The organism is Streptococcus sp. 10824, from assembly GCF_013276595.1.
GTDB lineage: Bacteria > Bacillota > Bacilli > Lactobacillales > Streptococcaceae > Streptococcus > Streptococcus pseudopneumoniae.
Genome location: NZ_VMLH01000142.1, coordinates 1 through 19,351, shown reverse-complemented (window position 1 = coordinate 19,351; position 19,351 = coordinate 1). Strand labels below are relative to the sequence as shown.

Here is a 19,351-nt window from a genome sequence, read left to right as displayed (position 1 = left end):
TGACGAAGTCAGTCACATACATACGGCAAGGCGACGTTGACGTGGTTTGAAGAGATTTTCGAAGAGTATTAAAAGAAAAAGGACTAGATTTCTCCAGCCTTTCATTTCAAATTAGAATTTTTTACGTTTACGAGCTGCTTCTGATTTACGTTTACGTTTTACAGAAGGTTTTTCATAGAATTCACGTTTGCGTGTTTCTTGAAGAGTACCAGCTTTAGTAACCGCACGTTTGAAACGACGAAGTGCGTCGTCAAGAGATTCATTCTTACGTACTACTGTTTTAGACATTTTTTTCACTCCCTTCAAGTTCAATATCTATTTTATTCTACACGTAAAAGGAATAATTGTCAAGCAAAAATGCGGTTTAATTTTGATTTTTTCTTCCATTTATACAAGAATTGAAAGCGTTCAATAGAACATTGCTTTTTATTTTTCAAGTAAGCTGAGCGCTTCAGCATCTGCAATGATGGTCACATCAGGGTGATTTTGGAGACTACTTGCAGGTAGATTCTCAGTCACTGGGCCAGACACTGTTCCAGCAATGGCTTCTGCTTTCGACTCACCGTAGGCAAAAAGAATAATAGACTTGGCATCCAAAATGTTTTTAATCCCCATTGAAATGGCTTGGGTTGGGACATCTTCAATCTTGTCAAAAAAGCGCGCATTGGCTTCAATAGTAGACTGGTCAAGTTCTACTAGATGCGTTTGACTGTCAAATGGAGTACCAGGCTCATTAAAGCCGATATGCCCATTGCGACCGATTCCCAAGATTTGCAGGTCAACTGGATGGTCAGCCAAAATTTGGTTGTAGCGTTCAACTTCAGCTTCAGCATGATCCTTAACACCACGAGGCAAGAAACTTTCTTTAAATGGTTTTTGGTTGAACAAGTTTTCTTGCATGAAGTGACGGTAAGACTGTGGATTGTCGCCATCAAGGCCTACATACTCATCAAGGTTGACACTGGTTAGATTTGAAAAATCGAGGTCACTTTCAACAATTTCCTTATAAAATTCAAGTGGACTACTTCCTGTCGCAAGCCCTAAGGTTTGAGCGCCATTGGCTAATTTTTCCTTCAAAATCTCAAAAGCAACTTTTCCACCTTCGATTTGGTTTTCAACTTTAATAACTTTCATCTTTTCATCCTCCATTTCTATCTATTTTTATTATATGGTATAGACCAATTTTTGTCAAGTGAAAACGATTTAATTTCTAAAAAAAGAGCGTCTATACTTGAAACATGTTATAATGGATAGGATTAGAACTTAGAAAGAATGAACAGATATATGAATACAGCTGATTTTGACTTCCACTTACCTGAGGAATTGATTGCCCAAACACCCCTTGAAAAACGAGATGCCTCTAAACTCCTCATCGTCAACCGTGAGACAGGAAAAATGCAGGACAAACACTTCCACTCCATTATTGATATGCTGGAACCTGGTGATGCCCTCGTTATGAACGACACCCGCGTTCTCCCTGCCCGCCTCTATGGTCAAAAGGAAGAAACTGGAGGCCATGTGGAACTTCTCCTGCTCAAAAATACTGCTGGAGATGAGTGGGAAGTTCTGGCTAAACCTGCCAAACGCCTCAAGGTCGGTACTCGTATCAGCTTTGGTGATGGTCGCCTCAGCGCTGTCATTACAGAAGAATTGACCCACGGAGGCCGCATTGTCCGCTTCGAATACCACGGAATTTTCCTAGAAGTTTTGGAAAGTCTGGGTGAAATGCCGCTGCCACCTTATATCCACGAAAAACTGGATGACCGTGAACGCTATCAAACAGTTTACGCCAAGGAAAGCGGCTCAGCTGCTGCACCAACTGCTGGACTTCACTTCACCAAAGAACTGCTAGCAGAAATCCAAGCTAAGGGTGTTCATCTAGTCTATCTGACTCTTCATGTCGGACTCGGAACCTTTAGACCCGTTTCTGTGGACAATCTAGACGAACACGAAATGCACTCAGAGTTCTATCAACTTTCTGAGGAAGCAGCTGCAACTCTCCGCTCTGTTAAGGAAAATGGTGGTCGTGTCATCGCTGTCGGAACCACTTCTATCCGCACCTTGGAAACTATTGGTTCCAAGTTTGAGGGACAAATCCAAGCAGATTCTGGTTGGACCAATATCTTTATCAAACCTGGGTATGAGTGGAAGGTCGTGGATGCCTTCTCAACCAACTTCCACCTGCCAAAATCAACTCTGGTCATGTTGGTTTCTGCCTTTGCAGGCCGTGAATTAGTCTTAGATGCCTACCACCATGCCATCCAAGAACACTACCGCTTCTTCAGTTTTGGTGACGCCATGTTTATTTATTGAGAAAGAATTTCTCTAAATCTTCTAATACCAATAAATCGCTAAGATATTATTTCAAAGAACATCTACAATTGAAACTCTAGCTAACTGTAGAAGACGCCTAGTACATTAAAATTAAAATGTTTCTCCCTAGCTGCGAAAATATTGCCATAGATTGCGTTGACTCTCCAAATCGATTCATCTATATTTTATTTCAGCTTCCTATATTTTCTTCGCTGTTTGTAAATCAAAATGCAAGACACATGAGTAGCACCATATTTGTTACTCTTATCTGTCCTCTCAAGAGACTATTATGAGTTGTTTTAGAATCATTCACTACTTTGACCCTGACTCTCCTTAGTCTCAAAATCAAAGACTTATGGCTCTATAATATTTGTAGTGGGTAAATCCCCTATGGATATTATGGAGCCTATTTTGTGTAGAAAAAAAGTCCCATATGACCTATAATGAAAAGCGACAAAACAACTCATTAGAAAGAATCATACGGAACAATTACATTTTATCACAAAACTACTCGATATCAAAGACCCTAATATCCAATTTATGGATATCATTAATAAGGATACATACAAGGAACTCATCGCCAAACTGGAAGCGACCAATAATCTCATCAAACTTATCAAGCGCAATGCCTTTGGTTTTCGGAACTTTGAAAACTTCAAAAAACGGATTTTTATCGTTCTGAATATCAAAAAAGAAAGGACAAAATTTGTCCTTTCTCGAGCTTAGCTGACTTCAACCCTCTACAGTTGACAAAGAGCCTAAACAAAAAGTGAACAAACCTGAATTCTAATGTACAGAAGACTAGGCTTGTTCACTTTTTATAGTCGCTATAAGATAAGCTTATCTATAGCTTTTTATACATAATTATATATTCAGATATACTATTATCAATTGTGTCGCAGGGAGGAATCTATTAACGCACCCATTCACCATTATCATTGACTCTATAGCCATCTATACTTGTATTGACCGCTAGCTCACCCGATGCATTTACATAATACCATTTACCACCAACTTGGAACCATTGATTGGCTTTCATAGAACCGTTGCTGTTGAGGTAGTACCATGAACCATTATTTTGTAGCCAACCTGTCTCCATGGAACCATTATCGTTTAGATAGTACCATGAACCATCAACTTGCTCCCAACCTGTTGCCATGGAACCGTTAGAGTTGAGATAGTACCATGAACCATTCACTTGTACCCAACCCGTTGCCATGGAACCATTAGAGTTGAGGTAGTACCATGAACCATTCACTTGTACCCAACCTGTTGCCATGGAACCATCAGTATTATAAAAATACCACATACCATTTTCTTGTTTCCAACCTGTTGTTGGAGCAACTGGTTTAGCTGATTCTACTGCTGCGTTTGTTCCTTGGTTAGATGTAACAGATACAGGATACGAAGGAATAGATGATTGCTCAGGAACAACAACTTTTTCAGGTTCTCTCGTCCCTCTCCTTATACGTCTTTTTACCATCTCTTTAGTAATTTGACGAGAAGTAGTTTCTTCAATTGTTCCATCACGTTCATCTACAGTATAAATTGTAGTAAGCGTAATTTCACCAATTTCTCCTGCTTCTTCTATTTCTTGACCTTTATCAAGAGTTGGGTCATCGAGATATTCTGTTTCGATTGGAATTTCTTGGACAAGAACTTGGGGCTTGGTTCCTTTTTTAACAACTCGTGTTTGAGAGTCTTCTTTTTGACTTAAAGTACTCTCAGTTACTTGTCCACTCTTTCCATCTACATCATAAGTTATCGTTGTAACTGTTTTCCCATTCTTTCCTAGAGTAATCTCTTGCTCCTGTCCTGCAGAAAGGTCATTATCTGCTTCATATTTAGTAGCAAATGGAACAAGAACTTCTTCAACCTTGCTCTTGGCAGGAACTTTGATAACTGTGTCTGTCGGTTCTTTTCTGTCTACAGTAACCTTTTCGGTAACATGACCATTCTCTGGATTAACATCGTAGGTCCTTGTTGTAGTTACATAGCCATCCTCTCCATCAATCATCTCAATAGAAGCTCCTCGGTCTCTACTCTCATCTTTTTCATAACGGATGACACTTGTAGGAAGGACTTCGCGGTCAACCTTGCTTTTGGCTGGAACTTTGATAACTGTATCCGTGGCTTCTTTTCTATCAACAGTAACCTTTTCGCTAACCTTACCAGTCTCTGGATTGACATCGTAGGTCGTCGTCGTGGTTACATAGCCATCCTCTCCGTCAACCATCTCAATAGAAGCTCCTCGGTCTCTACTTTCATCTTTTTCATAACGGATAGCACTTGTAGGAAGGACTTCGCGGTCAACCTTGCTTTTGGCTGGAACTTTGATAACTGTATCCGTGGCTTCTTTTCTATCAACAGTAACCTTTTCGCTAACCTTACCAGTCTCCGGATTAACATCGTAGGTCGTCGTCGTGGTTACATAGCCATCCTCTCCGTCAACCATCTCAATAGAAGCTCCTCGGTCTCTACTCTCATCTTTTTCATAACGGATGATACCTGTAGGAAGGACTTTATGCTCAACCTTGCTTTTGGCTGGAACTTTAATAACTGTATCCGTGGCTTCTTTTTTCTCTACGGTAACCTTTTCGGTAACCTTACCAGTCTCTGGATTAACATCGTAGGTCGTCGTTGTGGTTACATAGCCATCCTCTCCGTCAACCATCTCAATAGAAGTTCCTCGGTCTCTACTCTCATCTTTTTCATAACGGATGATACCTGTAGGAAGGACTTTATGCTCAACCTTGCTTTGGGCTGGAACTTTGATAACTGTATCCGTGGCTTCTTTTTTCTCTACGGTAACCTTTTCGGTAACATGACCATTCTCTGGATTAACATCGTAGGTCGTTGTCGTGGTTACATAGCCATCCTCTCCGTCAATTGTAACAGGATTTTCACTACGGTCTTTAGTTTCATCTTTTTCAAAACGAATTCGCGTACTTGAAATTTTCTTGGTTACTACCTTAGGTTTAGTCGCTACTTTTACAATAATATCCCCATTATCAGCGTCATCATACTCTATTCCCTCTTCTTTATCTCTAGTATCATCTCTGACATATTGAATCCCATCAGCAGCATGAACAAAACTTGTATTCAGGATTCCTCCTAAAAATAAAGTTAGCCCGACTATCACAGAACCAAAAATCTTTCCGAGTTTACGTAATGCATAGCGCTTATTGGTATTAGATTTTGCCATTACATCCTCCTTCTAAAAGTTACTACTTAGTATAGCATATTTTCTGGCAAATGTTAAACAATATGTTTCATACATCAAATAAACTTAAAATGATATATTAATTATTGAACTAACACTTTAACTATATCGTAATCAATCTCATATATAAAGGATTGCAGACATCTTATCTAAATACATGCTAATATATTTAGATACAAACATTCCAACTTGATAACTTTCACTCATCTTTCATCATTCCTTATACAACTATGCAGTATAAATAGAATAGTTTTCTCATCAGAATGAGACTATTTTAATATTAGATATTTTGATAGAAAAACATAAATAAAATTGGTGGAATTTAATTCCCTAACTCGATAGAGGATTCTATTTTAAATTTAACAACAGCTAGGATTACACTATAAAAAGCACATTACCACCTGTTCGGCTGGAGAATCTAGTCGATTAGCTCCCTCTTAGTTACAAGCTTAAAGCGATTTTTTAACTAATACTAAACCAGATTAAAGAAGGAACTAGAACATCTGTCTTGTACTAATCAATATGCTATTTTAAAGTTGCAAATAAACTTAGAATGCCATTTATTATATTTACAATAAATAGTTGACTTCGATAGAAACAGAAAATAGAATTCAACATTCTTCCCTACTTATCTGATAATAAATAAGATCCGCAAGATAGCCTTTTCTCTCTACACCATTAACTATCGTTTGTAGATAGGACATTCCAGCCTTCTCCATGACACGACCTGAAGCTGGGTTGAGACTGGCATATCGAGCTTTGACTTTTTGAAATCCTACTTGAGTAAAACAAAAGTCCAAGACAGCTTTTAAGGCCTCTGTCATAAGACCACGACCCCAATAGTTTTTTCCTAAAATATAGCCAATTTCACAAGAAGAATTGTTCTCATCTATTGCAACGATGCTGATATCTCCTATCACTTGCTCTGGGTTTTCTTTGAGACAAATAGCCCATTTGTAATAGTTAGGATTGGTATAGGAGGCAACCCAATTTCGAATGGAGTTTCGAGTGACCTCGACATCAGGATGGGGATCCCAGGTAACATAGGTCAGATTCTCAGCGGATGAAGCCCAATTTTGAAACATAGCTTCTGAATCACTCTCCACAAATCTTCTTAAAATCAAACGTTCTGTCTGTAATATTTGCGTACCGATAGCTTTCATGATGCTACCTCACTTCCTTATTTCTATGCTCGTAGTAAAAAGGCTCAACTCAGTAACAGCTAGAAAACGAGTTTGTCTTCTAATTTCTTGACGCAGTCGCTGCCTGGTTTGAAATGCGCTCTAGCAAGCTTTTTCAAACCTAGTCATCGTTGCAGGGGTAAGACGATGAAATCGAACTCTTCGAGTTACCGAATCTGCCTCATTTTCTTATTTCTAAACTCGGGGTTCAAGACCCCCCAGACCTTCTCTCACTTTCTTATTTCAAGGTGAGAGGCTGAAAACCTCCACTGGAGGTTTTTCTTGCTTTTTAATTTCAGGGCAAGAAGCTAAAAAGGTTCCCCGAACCTTTTTACTCCCAAAAGTCATCAAATACGGTGATGGGTAGGTGGCGTTTATGTTGGCCTTTGTGCCACCAGTTTTCGATTCTTGCTTGGGCTTCTGGGCTGATTGTTTTGCCTTCTAGGTAGTCGTCAATCTCTTCATAAGTGACTCCGAGGGCTACTTCGTCAGCTAGACCTGGTTTATCTTCTTCTAGGTCTGCTGTTGGGATTTTTTCATAAAGGGCTGGGTCTGCACCAAGCTCCTGCAAGAGTTGTTTTCCTTGGCGTTTATTGAGGCGGTAAAGAGGGAGAATATCCGCACCGCCGTCACCAAACTTGGTAAAGAAACCTGTGATATTTTCCGCAGCATGGTCTGTTCCAATGACCGCTCCACTATGGGCACCAGCAAGGGCATACTGAGCAATCATACGGCAACGAGCCTTGATATTGCCCTTATTAAAGTCTGAAACAGGACTACCTGTCACTTCAACTGCAACTGTCATCGCATCAGCTGATTCCTTGATATTAACTACAAAGCTGACATCTGGCTGGATAAAGGCTAGGGCTTTTTGAGCATCTGCTTCATCAGCTTGTACTCCGTATGGCAGGCGGACAGCGATAAATTTGTAGCTATCATCTCCTGTCTCTGCTCGCATTTCTTCCATAGCTAATTGCGCCAAACGCCCTGCTAAGGTTGAGTCTTGTCCTCCAGAAATCCCTAGCACAAAGGTTTTAAGGAAGGGATGTTTTTTCAGGTATCTCTTTAAGAAATCAATGGAACGACGGATTTCTTCCTGGGCATCAATCACCGGTTTGACACCCAATTCTTGGATAATGGTTTCTTGCAAACTCATTCTTCATCTCCTTCACCAAGGGCTTCCTTGCGCATCTTATCAATCAAGTCCATCTTATCTTGCCATACATCACGCGCCAAATCCACTGGATAATGCTGCGGATTGAGCACACGCTTGTACTCATCCCAAAGCTTGTCAAATTCCTTACGAGCATAAGCCTGAATCTCAGTCAAGCTAGGCAGGTTGTAAATCAATTTTCCGTCTTTGAAGATATCCACTAAGAGAGGAACAGCGTCAAAATTACGAACCGTCTTCTTGATGTAAGTATAGGTCGGATGGAACATCTTGATTTCTGTCATGCTGGCAACATCTACGCCGTCATAAGTGATATAATCGCCTTCTGACTTGCCTTTTTCACGACTGGTAATGCGCCACACCTGCTTCTTACCTGGCGTCGACACTTTTTCCGCATTATTTGACAGCTTAATGGTATTACGCATGTTCCCATTTTCATCTTCGATCGCAACAATCTTGTAAACTGCACCAAGAGCTGGCTGGTCATAGGCTGTAATTAGCTTGGTACCCACACCCCAGACATCAATCTTGGCCTTTTGCATCTTGAGGTTGAGGATAGTATTTTCGTCCAAATCATTAGAAGCATAAATCTTAGCCTCTGTAAATCCAGCCTCGTCCAGTTGCTGACGGACTTTCTTAGAAATGTAGGCAATATCCCCAGAGTCAATCCGCACACCCATAAAGTTAATCTGGTCACCCAGTTCACGCGCTACCTGAATGGCAGCTGGTACACCGATACGAAGAGTGTCATAGGTATCCACAAGAAAGACGCAATTTTTATGGGTCGCAGCATAAGCCTTGAAGGCCTTATAGTCGTTGCCATAAACCTGTACCAAGGCATGGGCATGGGTTCCCAAAACAGGAATGTCAAAGAGCTTACCCGCACGCACGTTGCTGGTTCCATTGGCGCCACCAATCACAGCTGCGCGTGTTCCCCAGATGGCCGCATCCATTTCTTGAGCCCGACGTGTCCCAAACTCCATCAAGGGTTCATCTTCGATAACCGAACGAATACGAGCTGCCTTCGTCGCCACCAAGGTCTGGTAGTTGACGATGTTCAAAAGAGCCGTTTCGACCAACTGACATTGGGCTAGAGGTCCTTCCACCTGCACAATCGGTTCATTAGCAAAAACCAAGTCCCCTTCTTGGGCAGAACGAACGGTCAACTCCAACTTGAAATTGCGGAGATAGTCCAAGAATGCCCCATGATAACCAAGCGACTCCAAATAGGCAATATCACTATCTGAAAAACGCAAGTCTTCAAGATAATTCACAATTCTTTCCAAACCTACAAAAACTGCATAGCCATTCTTAAAAGGCTGCTGGCGGAAATACACCTCAAAGACCGCCTTTTTATTGTGAATTCCTTGGTCAAAGTAAACCTGCATCATGTTGATCTGGTACAAGTCCGTGTGCAATGTCAAACTATCATCTGGATACATACTTTTCCTACTTCCTTAGCTAGAAATACATGAAAATTTTCAAGAACTTTCATGTATTCCAATAAATTAGTACTATTATATCACATTTTAGCTGGATTGAGAAAAGAGTAACAAGCTATTCACCACTCTCCAGTTCATCCATGTCTTGTTCAAATTTTTTCTGAGCCCATTCGCCATAGCTCTTCAGACCAAGATTGCCAATAAAGACCCACGGAAGGTAAATGACATAAGTAATGACCCAAGCAGACAGGTATTTAAAATTCAAAGGATTGTGCTGATAAATTTCTATGTTGAATTGATAATTCTGCAACATCAAAAGAGCCGTAATAGCCAAGGTTAGGAAAAAACAACCCAAAATCGTAAAATGAAAACGACTATAGTAGGTCACTCCCAGATAACGGGCGCGATTGAAAAAGTAAAATGTCCCTATGATGATAACGATTAGCAGCATATTAGAATTAAAAAGGCTTGGTGCTAATACTGAAATGATATAAGATAGGAGCGACAAAGCGATGCAGATATAGAAACTTTCAGAGCCCGCTTTATTGAACAGTTGTTCTTCTCTTTCGTCTAGTAATTGATAATAATAAAATCTATTTTTCATCTTCTTCCTCCCAAAATAGTTGGTCTAGGGTTTTCCCTAAACATCTGCAAATGGACTGGCAGAGCGAGAGACTGGGATTGTATTTTCCCGCCTCTATCAAACCAATAGTCTGGCGTGTCACCCCGACAGCCTCTGCCAGTTGACCTTGTGTTAAATCACGCTCTACCCGAGCTAATTTTAATTTTAAATTTTTAGCCACCTTCGTCCTCCTTATAGTTTTAATACTCATCTACTCTTAAAAAATTCCAAACTAACACAAGCTATCAGCTATTTATTATAACCCCATTAATTTGCATTCCAGTATTATCTTCAGCCGAAAATCAGTATTTTAGGTTGTTTGAAATAAACTTCCTAGTTTACTCTTTTATTTTTATTTAGTATTAGCTTTAGTAGGAGCTTTTAAACGAGTTTTTATTGCTTATATTTCTTGTTTAGTTTAGTTGGTTTCATATCACTATTATATAATGCTTTTGGAAATGAGCCTAGTATAAGTCAAAAACGTGTTGAATAGTGAAAGCAGGAGCATACCAAGATGACTGATTTTTTTATTGTATTTTAGGTATGCAAAATAATACTAAATGAAACTAAAATGAATACTTCTTGCTTTTCTTGAGAGTGAAAAAGTACAATAAGATGATTGTAGTGATTACCACAAGATACTGACTAATAGACATCGTATTTGAAGCCACAAATACAGGTAAAGAATAAAAAGGAAGAAGTTCAATTGCTTTGATAAACAAATCATTACTAGTATTCATCATCATCGTATTTAATATATTAGGGATAAAGAGTAGTAAAGCTACTAAAATACCAAATACCAAGTCACTTTTCAATTTGTATAAATAGAAAATGTAAGATAATAGAAAATAAAACAGGACTAACAAAATTGTATTGACTACAATAGCTACTATAAAATCTAATCCTAAAGCACCTGGAATACCCAATTTACTTACTATGACTAGTAACACAATGCCATTCAAAGCATAAATAATGGAAACTGAGATGGCATATAGAAAATTAGACAAGACGTAAATCATCCGATTCTTCTGTTGATTATAAAACAAACTTACCGTATTGTGGGAAAAATCTCTACTAATGACTCGATTAGCATGTATAACAGCCATTAACATACCGAGCATAGCATAAAAGTTTGAAATATGCTTAATACCAAGCGATGTCCCTTGAGTCTTTAGAATAAAGAATGTAACCAATATCGGCGGTATAAACGAGATAAGCAAACCGAGATATATTACGCCTGATGAATATAAATTTCTTATATTTTCCTTAAGAAAATTCAATTTATTTAATTTCATGATTATAACCTTCCTTTATTTTGAACGATTTAGATAAATATCTTTAAGCGTCTCTTTTTTAGTTTCAAAATCAACTACTTTAATAGAGTTTTCGTTAAAAAATTTAAAAAGCTCACTACTTTGAATATTCCCAGACATAGTAATGCTCAGTCCCTCTTCCTGAACAATATCCCCAAATTCTTGTTTGGTAATGAAAATGTCTCTATCTGTAGCTGATGAAAAAGCTATCTCAAACAAGCAATTATGACTATCTTTTCCTACTTTTTGAAATGTCAAAAGCCCGTTCTCCAAGAAAAGAACCCTCTCACAAATTTCTTCAATGTCTTCTAATTTATGACTCGATATTAAAATTCCCACGTTTTCATTTAAAGCTAATTTTTTTAGAACCGCTAAAACTATTTGTGACGATTCAATATCTAAACCATTAGTCGGTTCATCTAAAATCAATATATCAGGTTCCGTAACGAGAGTTAGAAGCAAAGCTAATTTTTGTTTTGTCCCCAGAGAATAAGTCTTTACTTTTTTATTAATAGACTGAGTCAAATCTAACTCTTGGATCAAACTTCCAAATCTTTCTTGATTGTAGTCAACACCATATAAATTTGACAAATATTTTAAATTCTCTAAACCTGTTTTAGATAAAAATAATTTTGGTTCTTCAATTAAATACCCAACATTATCACTGCTTATAATATTACCTGAAGTCGGTTGATTATTCTGACCAAGAATTTTCATCAACGTACTCTTACCAACTCCATTTCTCCCTACTAGACCAACAATTTCACCCTTATTAAGTGCGAAATTTATATCTTTGAGAATGATTGAATGACCATAATGCTTACTTACATTTATAACTTCCATTTTTTATTCCTCCATTAATATTCTTGGTTTTCTCTTTGATTCTCATTAATTTTAAAAAGTTGCGCCTCTTTTTAACAACATTATATCATATATCTAACTTAATGCAATATATAAATGTCATTTTGTAAAATTTTATTAACAAAAAAACTCTCTACCACAAAAAGATAGAGAGTTTTTAGTTTAAATATATAATTTCAAAATATCGACGGCATCGCTTCTTTGTTTAATTTGATAGGCTTTGGATACCTAAGCTCCGACTTTATCACTTAAAAAATAAAAAAGGACAGCTAATCTCTTGCGCATCAAGGGATTTCGCCATTCTTTAATCTCGTTTAAGTGTTGTATATGGAGCTTTGCATAATTTTTTAACACTAAACAACTACATTAAGCTCGAACTGTGACGCTGGTTCCATCTTCCTTATAAAGATTGATGAGACCCTCTTTAAGAGCTCGAACCATGTCTCCAGCTTGAACAGGTTGTGGGACTTTAATAGTCAAGAGTTCCATTGGATTTGGAGCACGGTCGATTTTATTGCCTTTGGCATCGTGAAGATCCTCAATATAGGTTTCAAAATGACGGAAACCTGGGCCATAAAACTCAACTTGGTCGCCTTCGTTAATAACGTTCCGTTGACGAATAGTTGCTGTTTGTGTCACATCATCATAAGAAACCACTTCAGCGACAAATTTATACTCAGGAATTTTACGACGAGCACCAAATAACTGCTCATTTTCAGATGGTGTACCATAATAAAAACCTGTTGCTAATTCACGTTGGGCAACCTTCCACATCTCATCGACCAAGTCTTGTTTGATAGCTTCAAACTTTTCAGGACTTTCAAGATATGCATCCACAGCCGCCTTGTAGCAGTTGGTTACTGTTGATACGTAGTGAATAGACTTCATACGTCCTTCGATTTTTAGACTGTCCACACCATTTTCAATCATATCTGGGATATGGTCAATCATGGACATATCAACGGCTGACATTGAAAATTCTTCTGGAATCTCACCCTTCAAACTATTACGTTCTTTCCCAAATGGCATATCGTAAAGGTCGTATTTCCAACGGCAGGACTGAGAACATCCACCACGGTTGGCATCACGCATACTCATGTGGTTTGAAAGAGTACAACGACCAGAGTATGAAATACACATAGCTCCATGGACAAATGCTTCAATCTCAACATCTGTACGTTTGCGAATTTCAGCTAATTCTTCCATCGAAACCTCACGCGCCAAAACGACACGAGTCAAGCCCAGTTCTTTCCAAAATTCAAGTGTTTCATAGTTAGTGGCACTTGCTTGGGTAGAGAGGTGAATTTCAAGACCTGGTGCTTCTGTCGCTGCAATCATAATCAAGGCTGGGTCAGACACGATAACTGCTGCAATCCCGATATCACGCAGTTTACGGAACCACTCACCAGCACCAGCTTCATTTCCTTCGTGCATAACCATATTAGCCGCTACATAGACCTTGGCACCATACTTGGCCGCAAACTGGACACCTTCTTCCATTTGTTCAAAGGTAAAGTTACCTGCACGGCTACGAAGACCATAGGCCTGACCACCGATAAAGACAGCATCTGCCCCATACTGAACAGCTACCTTTAGCTTCTCCAAAGTCCCTGCAGGTGATAAAACCTCAGGACGTTTTAATGTTTTTGTCATGTTTTCTCCTATTTGCAATATAAAAGTTTGACGTATTTCCTTCTCATTTTTATAGTAAATAAGGGATAAAATCAAGCCTAGACAGATTGTTTTGACAATTCTAATCTTTTAATACTCTTCGAAAATCTCTTCAAACCACGTCAGCTTCCATCTGCAACCTCAAAACACTGTTTTGAGCAACCTGCGGCTATCTTCCTAATTTGCTCTTTGATTTTCATTGAGTATAAATACAAACTATTATCCACTCGAACAATTAAGAGATTTAAAATTAAAAGTGTTGATTGATATTTTTGAAACCGAATTTGATTATAAATTCGAAATCAAAAAAATGGAAGAATCTTTAGCGATTGTTCATAATTTGTCCCCATTTGATGAGTTTGAAAAATTATCAATAAATAATACGGACGAATATATGAAAAAAACATTTTTTATCAAAAATATGATATAATGGTTTTATATTACGAATAAGGAAGTAGGGAAGAAAATATGCAGGGTGGCACACGCAAGGGAGCGGGAAGAAAACCAGTTTCTGATAAAAAACAGATGAAAAATATTTATCTAACTCAGAGTGAGATTGATGTAATTGATTCACTTGAGCTTGATAACTGTAAGAATTTTAGTCAAAAATGCTCCGAGCTAATTAAAATAGGAATAGACACACAAATGAACACTAAAAAGAAAACTACTTCAAATGATTCAATAAAGTTTATCGACTTATTCGCAGGTATTGGTGGAATCCGTAAAGGATTTGAGGATAAGAACACAGAATGTGTTTTTAGTTCCGAATGGGATAGGTATGCTTCTAAAACTTATGAAGAGAATTATGGCGAAAAACCATATGGGGATATTACTCAAATCAATGAGAAAGATATTCCAGACCATGACATTCTTTTAGCAGGTTTTCCATGTCAGCCATTTAGCCATATTGGTAAGCGTGAAGGTTTTACTCATGAAACCCAAGGAACTTTGTTCTTTGATGTACTTCGTATCTTAAAAGAGAAAAAACCAAAAGCTTTCTTACTTGAGAATGTAAAAGGGCTTGTAACTCACGACAAAGGGAATACTTTAAAAGTCATTATGAGAGCGTTAAAAGAAGAATTAGGCTACTCAATTTTCTATGAAATTCTTGATGCTCAACGTTTTGGTTTACCACAAAGAAGGGAACGTATTATCATTGTAGGTTTCCATCCAGATATAAAAGTAGATAACTTTGAATTTCCTAAAGGAAGCGATAAAAAAGTCCCAGTAGGTTCTATTTTAGAAGATAATCCAACTGGGTACAAAATTTCAAAACATCTGCAAGATACATATCTTTTTAAAAAAGATGATGGCAGACCTCAAATTATTGATAAAACTAGCGAAATTCAGGTAAATACACTTGTTGCAAGCTATCACAAAATTCAGCGTTTGACAGGAACGTTTGTAAAAGGTGGAGAAACTGGGTTGAGACTTTATAGTGAACTAGAATGTAAGCGACTAATGGGATTTCCAGATGATTTCAAAGTACCAGTTTCAAGAACTCAAATGTATAGACAATTTGGTAACTCAGTAGCTGTACCAGTAATTAAAGCTGTCGCTGATAAAATGAAAGTATACCTTTAATCAAAAAATAGCATATCATATTTGAACTGCTACTTTTTATTATTCGTAAAACCTTTGATTTGTACTTTTTGACCTCGTTTTTTACTAGGGTATGTCCATTTAAACGGAGTTCCAAACTGTCCTTTAGATGAATATTTCTTAATATATTCATCAACATACAAATCCCTTAAAATAACCTCAAATTTTTTAGTATACAGCATTATATCAGCAACTTGAATAGAATTGTTAACTAATGGACTATTGACCCCAAACATAAAGAAGTTAACTAATTCTTTATTGTATTTATGAATTTCATCAACTAATGTGTTATAGGCAACTTCATTATTTTCTTTCAAACCTTTAGCACTACCATATGCTTGAAATTCTTTGAGTGAATTAGCCAATGACGAAGAAGAATCGAGATTAAGGGCAAGAATAATATCATCTACAGCTCCCTCATGGACTGTTACGGTATCCGCAGAAGTATTTTTTACACTAATATTTTTAGTTATTTCTTTTTGTTCAGTAGTAATCGTAAAAGATACATCTGTTTTTGGATAACCACGATTACTTAATTTAGGTATTGAATTAGTTGCCACAATATCTAAAACAGTATCTTGTTCACTAACACCAGAAACTTTTAAGATTTGACTAAACCAATTATAAGTGGAAGATTTAATTGTTTGGCTATGTTTTGCGTGATTATTCCATAGAAGGATATTGTTTTTGTCAGTCAGTAAGTCAACTATACTATCCTCAGCATTGTTTCCCAAAATATTAGCACTAATCCCTTGAGATAGATTTTCGGAAGCATGATTTAGTACAAAGTCTTTTAATTCAGAAAAAGTTAGTACATCATCTAAGAAAGATACATAAGTTTCGCTATGTATCTTATTTGAATAGTCGTTTTTATTTTTTATTTCTTTTTCGGTAATAGAATCTGGTACAACAACAAAGATTCTTGTGACATTCTTATCAACTAACTTGATGTTTTGAGCAAAAAATTCATTCCCATAGATTCTATCAGTTCGAATCGAGCTAGTCGGTTTAACTAACCAAGTTTCATTATCAAAGTCATTGAAAGTAATTGCATAATCCATTTTAAATTGTTTTTCACAATTTTCATATCCAACTGAATAACCTTTTTTTACAGATACATTCAATTTGGGAATCTTTTGGATTTTTTGAAGCAATTCAGACAAAGTTAAATTTGAAGCAGAACCAGATAAAGATTTTTGCTGATTATCAACGTTAAAACTCATAATATTTTTACTCCATATTAGAAAAAAGAAGCTCATTTTAGAGCTTCTTTGGAAACGCTTTGGAGACAATCCAAATATATTTATCTCATTTTAATACTTCATACAGTTGTTAAAATGATGTTAAATCAAGGATTCTTAGCCTAAGTTACTCTTATATTTTATTCCCACTCAACGGTTGCAGGTGGTTTACTTGTAATATCGTAGACGATACGGTTAACATGATCCACTTCGTTTACGATACGTACTGAGATTTTTTGAAGGACATCCCAAGGAATTTTGGCAAAGTCCGCAGTCATACCATCAATAGAGGTAATAGCACGGATTGCAATCGTGTAGTCATATGTACGACCGTCACCCATAACCCCAACTGAACGAACGCCTGTGTTAACTGTGAAGTATTGCCAGATATCGCGGTCAAGACCAGCTTTAGCAATTTCTTCACGAAGAATAGCGTCCGACTCACGAACAGTTTCAAGTTTCTCTTCAGTGATTTCACCCATGACACGGATCGCAAGTCCTGGTCCTGGGAATGGTTGGCGCCATACGATATGGTCTGGCATACCAAGCTCTGTACCAAGGGCACGAACTTCGTCCTTGTAAAGAGTATTCAATGGTTCGATCAATTCAAACTGCATGTCTTCTGGAAGACCACCCACGTTGTGGTGTGACTTGATAGTTTGAGCTGTATCCGTACCAGACTCGATAACGTCTGTATAAAGAGTTCCTTGAGCAAGGAATTTCACATCTTTGAGCTTGCTTGCTTCGTCATCAAAGACATAGACAAACTCGTTACCGATGATTTTACGCTTTTGTTCAGGGTCAGAAACTCCTGCAAGTTTATCAAGGAAACGTTTAGCTGCGTCTGCTTTGACGATATTCAAACCAAACTTACCACCAAGCATGTCCATAACTTGGTCCGCTTCTCCTTTACGAAGAAGACCGTGATCCACGAAGATACAGATCAATTGATCGCCAATCGCTTTTTGGAGAAGAACTCCAACAACTGAAGAGTCAACCCCACCTGAAAGGCCAAGAAGGACACGTTTATCACCAACAGTCTCACGGATTTTTTGGATCTGCATGTCGATGAAGTTATCCATTGTCCAATCGCCTTTAGCCTTACAGATGTTAAGGGCAAAGTTACGAAGGATATCATTTCCGTATACAGAATGACGAACTTCTGGGTGGAATTGGATACCGTAAATGTGTTTATCTGGATTTTCGATGGCTGCGTAAGGGCAGTCAGCTGATGTTCCAGTACGAACAAAGTCAGCAGGAATCTCAGTAACCGCATCACCATGGCTCATCAATACAGTTTGTTCATCAGGTGTTGATTCAAAAAGAGATGATGGTGTGTGTGTTAGGGTTGATTGACCGTATTCACGATTTCCAGCATCACCTGCAGGAACAACTTTTCCTCCAAGTTTATGGGTCAATAACTGCATACCATAACAGATTCCCAAAATTGGAATTCCGAGTTCGAAGATTTCTGGGTCAATATCAAATGAACCATCTTCATATACAGAGTTTGGACCACCTGATAGAATAATTCCTACAGGATTGACTTCACGAACTTCAGCAGCTGAAATTTTATGGCTCTTTAGTTCTGAAAAAACACCAATCTCACGGATACGGCGTGAAATCAGCTGGTTGTATTGGCTACCATAGTCCAATACGATGATTTTTTCTACATCTTGCAAATCAGTTGAAATGTTGCTCATCTTTTTCCTTTCTCAAAAGAAATATCTTTTCCAATATTCTATCACAAATAAGGGCGAATTACCAACTAATACTCAATGAAAATCAAAGAGCAAACTAGGAAGCTAGCCGTAGGTTGCTCAAAGCACTGCTTTGAGGTTGCAGATAGAGCTAACGCGGTTTGAAGAGATTTTCGAAGAGTATAAACAAGGCGAAGTTTGACTTTTTCTAGTTTATTGGGGTACAATAGAGAAAAGATAGAAATGAAGTGAAAAATATGCTACCTGCTTATATGAAAATCCATGATCAGATTAAAAAGGATATTGACGAGCACCGTTGGGCTATTGGTGAGAGGCTTCCCAGTGAAAGAGATTTAGCAGAGCAGTTTTCGGTCAGCCGCATGACCCTCCGCCAAGCCGTATCTCTATTGGTTGAAGAAGGTGTTTTAGAGCGCCGTGTAGGAAGTGGCACCTTTGTGTCCAGTACTCGGGTACAAGAAAAGATGCGAGGGACAACCAGTTTTACTGAAATTGTTAAGTCCCAAGGTAAAGTACCCTCTAGCCAGCTCATTTCCTACAGAAAAACCATTCCCAATGAGCAGGAAGTTGCCAAGCTAGGAATTTCTCCTACCGAAAATATTATCCGAATGGAGCGGGTCCGCTATGCCGACAAAGTTCCTCTGGTTTATGAAGTTGCTTCTATTCCTGAAAAATTCATTAAGGACTTTAAAAAAGAAGAAATCACTAGTCATTTCTTCCAAACACTGCAAAAACATGGCTACCGTATTGGTAAATCACATCAGACCATCTATGCTCGCCTTGCTAAAGAAAAGATTGCCCACTATTTGGAAGTTGAAAAAGGACATGCTATTCTTGGTTTGACTCAGGTTTCCTACCTAGAAGATGGTACTGCATTTGAATACGTAAAAAGTCAATATGTAGGCGAACGTTTTGAATTTTATCTTGAAAATAATTAATACTCTTCGAAAATCTCTTCAAACCGCGTCAACGTCACCTTGCCGTACTCAAGTA

The 19,351-nt window shown here is 37.9% G+C and carries 16 protein-coding genes and 2 pseudogenes; 5 read left to right on the top strand and 13 right to left on the bottom strand.

The annotated features are described in order from the left end of the window. Window positions 1-111: 111 nt before the first annotated feature. Together rpsU and HT701_RS10690 are read right to left on the bottom strand one after the other, a co-directional pair. Window positions 112-288, bottom strand: coding sequence for a 30S ribosomal protein S21 (gene rpsU, locus HT701_RS10695; protein ID WP_000048054.1), 177 nt, complete (start codon window positions 286-288; stop codon window positions 112-114). A gap of 138 nt (window positions 289-426) precedes the next feature. Continuing rightward, a complete protein-coding gene (locus HT701_RS10690; protein ID WP_172931519.1) occupies window positions 427-1,134 on the bottom strand; it encodes a glucosamine-6-phosphate deaminase in 708 nt (235 codons plus the stop codon). Between the two features lie 150 nt (window positions 1,135-1,284). Between HT701_RS10690 and queA the strand changes: the two genes are divergently transcribed. After that, window positions 1,285-2,313, top strand: coding sequence for a tRNA preQ1(34) S-adenosylmethionine ribosyltransferase-isomerase QueA (queA, locus tag HT701_RS10685; RefSeq protein WP_001090168.1), 1,029 nt, complete (start codon window positions 1,285-1,287; stop codon window positions 2,311-2,313). Window positions 2,314-2,892: 579 nt separating this feature from the next. After that, window positions 2,893-3,039, top strand: a pseudogene (locus tag HT701_RS10680) (transposase); the annotation flags it as partial. Window positions 3,040-3,226: 187 nt separating this feature from the next. Here HT701_RS10680 and HT701_RS10675 read toward each other — a convergent pair. The 9 genes and pseudogenes from HT701_RS10675 to HT701_RS10635 all read right to left on the bottom strand — a co-directional run bounded on the left by HT701_RS10675 (window position 3,227) and on the right by HT701_RS10635 (window position 13,779). Continuing rightward, complete coding sequence (locus HT701_RS10675) at window positions 3,227-5,518, bottom strand: PspC-related protein choline-binding protein 1 (RefSeq protein ID WP_172931518.1); 2,292 nt, start codon at window positions 5,516-5,518, stop codon at window positions 3,227-3,229. Between the two features lie 629 nt (window positions 5,519-6,147). Then, entirely contained in the window at window positions 6,148-6,699 is a 552-nt protein-coding gene (locus HT701_RS10670) for a GNAT family N-acetyltransferase (RefSeq protein WP_000643818.1), read from the bottom strand. A 349-nt stretch (window positions 6,700-7,048) separates the two neighbouring features. Next, window positions 7,049-7,873: an ammonia-dependent NAD(+) synthetase gene (gene nadE, locus HT701_RS10665; RefSeq protein WP_138705762.1), complete on the bottom strand. Its 825-nt coding sequence runs from the start codon at window positions 7,871-7,873 to the stop codon at window positions 7,049-7,051. Further along, window positions 7,870-9,330, bottom strand: coding sequence for a nicotinate phosphoribosyltransferase (locus HT701_RS10660; RefSeq protein ID WP_172931517.1), 1,461 nt, complete (start codon window positions 9,328-9,330; stop codon window positions 7,870-7,872). The genes nadE and HT701_RS10660 overlap by 4 nt, the downstream gene beginning before the upstream one ends. Window positions 9,331-9,445: 115 nt before the next feature. Further along, window positions 9,446-9,934, bottom strand: coding sequence for a DUF6773 family protein (locus HT701_RS10655; protein WP_000797184.1), 489 nt, complete (start codon window positions 9,932-9,934; stop codon window positions 9,446-9,448). Continuing rightward, complete coding sequence (locus tag HT701_RS10650; protein WP_001107505.1) at window positions 9,924-10,133, bottom strand: helix-turn-helix transcriptional regulator; 210 nt, start codon at window positions 10,131-10,133, stop codon at window positions 9,924-9,926. Before HT701_RS10650 ends, HT701_RS10655 begins: the two co-directional genes overlap by 11 nt. A 385-nt stretch (window positions 10,134-10,518) precedes the next feature. Then, a complete protein-coding gene (locus tag HT701_RS10645; protein WP_172931516.1) occupies window positions 10,519-11,247 on the bottom strand; it encodes a hypothetical protein in 729 nt (242 codons plus the stop codon). 15 nt (window positions 11,248-11,262) lie between these two features. After that, window positions 11,263-12,154 (bottom strand): annotated as a pseudogene (locus HT701_RS10640) (ABC transporter ATP-binding protein). Window positions 12,155-12,492: 338 nt separating this feature from the next. Beyond that, window positions 12,493-13,779, bottom strand: a complete 1,287-nt coding sequence (locus HT701_RS10635; protein WP_054392801.1) for a U32 family peptidase — start codon at window positions 13,777-13,779, stop codon at window positions 12,493-12,495. A gap of 217 nt (window positions 13,780-13,996) precedes the next feature. Between HT701_RS10635 and HT701_RS10630 the strand changes: the two genes are divergently transcribed. Together HT701_RS10630 and HT701_RS10625 are read left to right on the top strand one after the other, a co-directional pair. Next, window positions 13,997-14,227: a hypothetical protein gene (locus tag HT701_RS10630; protein ID WP_205403488.1), complete on the top strand. Its 231-nt coding sequence runs from the start codon at window positions 13,997-13,999 to the stop codon at window positions 14,225-14,227. 38 nt (window positions 14,228-14,265) lie between these two features. Continuing rightward, window positions 14,266-15,381, top strand: coding sequence for a DNA cytosine methyltransferase (locus HT701_RS10625; RefSeq protein ID WP_050208599.1), 1,116 nt, complete (start codon window positions 14,266-14,268; stop codon window positions 15,379-15,381). A gap of 29 nt (window positions 15,382-15,410) precedes the next feature. Here the strand turns inward: HT701_RS10625 and HT701_RS10620 are convergent, their stop codons facing one another. Both HT701_RS10620 and guaA read right to left on the bottom strand, forming a co-directional pair. After that, window positions 15,411-16,622, bottom strand: a complete 1,212-nt coding sequence (locus HT701_RS10620; protein ID WP_023941642.1) for an MspI family type II restriction endonuclease — start codon at window positions 16,620-16,622, stop codon at window positions 15,411-15,413. A gap of 158 nt (window positions 16,623-16,780) precedes the next feature. Further along, the gene (gene guaA, locus HT701_RS10615; protein ID WP_050208596.1) at window positions 16,781-18,343 is read right to left on the bottom strand and encodes a glutamine-hydrolyzing GMP synthase; all 1,563 of its coding nucleotides are present in this window, start codon (window positions 18,341-18,343) and stop codon (window positions 16,781-16,783) included. A 254-nt stretch (window positions 18,344-18,597) separates the two neighbouring features. Between guaA and HT701_RS10610 the strand changes: the two genes are divergently transcribed. Continuing rightward, the gene (locus HT701_RS10610) at window positions 18,598-19,296 is read left to right on the top strand and encodes a GntR family transcriptional regulator (RefSeq protein ID WP_000936194.1); all 699 of its coding nucleotides are present in this window, start codon (window positions 18,598-18,600) and stop codon (window positions 19,294-19,296) included. The last annotated feature ends 55 nt before the right edge of the window (window positions 19,297-19,351 follow it).

Coding starts and splice junctions, on each gene's coding strand:
- rpsU (WP_000048054.1), bottom strand. CDS start 288: ATGTCTAAAACAGTAGTACGTAAGAATGAATCTCTTGACGACGCACTT.
- HT701_RS10690 (WP_172931519.1), bottom strand. CDS start 1,134: ATGAAAGTTATTAAAGTTGAAAACCAAATCGAAGGTGGAAAAGTTGCT.
- queA (WP_001090168.1), top strand. CDS start 1,285: ATGAATACAGCTGATTTTGACTTCCACTTACCTGAGGAATTGATTGCC.
- HT701_RS10675 (WP_172931518.1), bottom strand. CDS start 5,518: ATGGCAAAATCTAATACCAATAAGCGCTATGCATTACGTAAACTCGGA.
- HT701_RS10670 (WP_000643818.1), bottom strand. CDS start 6,699: ATGAAAGCTATCGGTACGCAAATATTACAGACAGAACGTTTGATTTTA.
- nadE (WP_138705762.1), bottom strand. CDS start 7,873: ATGAGTTTGCAAGAAACCATTATCCAAGAATTGGGTGTCAAACCGGTG.
- HT701_RS10660 (WP_172931517.1), bottom strand. CDS start 9,330: ATGTATCCAGATGATAGTTTGACATTGCACACGGACTTGTACCAGATC.
- HT701_RS10655 (WP_000797184.1), bottom strand. CDS start 9,934: ATGAAAAATAGATTTTATTATTATCAATTACTAGACGAAAGAGAAGAA.
- HT701_RS10645 (WP_172931516.1), bottom strand. CDS start 11,247: ATGAAATTAAATAAATTGAATTTTCTTAAGGAAAATATAAGAAATTTA.
- HT701_RS10635 (WP_054392801.1), bottom strand. CDS start 13,779: ATGACAAAAACATTAAAACGTCCTGAGGTTTTATCACCTGCAGGGACT.
- HT701_RS10625 (WP_050208599.1), top strand. CDS start 14,266: ATGCAGGGTGGCACACGCAAGGGAGCGGGAAGAAAACCAGTTTCTGAT.
- HT701_RS10620 (WP_023941642.1), bottom strand. CDS start 16,622: ATGAGTTTTAACGTTGATAATCAGCAAAAATCTTTATCTGGTTCTGCT.
- guaA (WP_050208596.1), bottom strand. CDS start 18,343: ATGAGCAACATTTCAACTGATTTGCAAGATGTAGAAAAAATCATCGTA.
- HT701_RS10610 (WP_000936194.1), top strand. CDS start 18,598: ATGCTACCTGCTTATATGAAAATCCATGATCAGATTAAAAAGGATATT.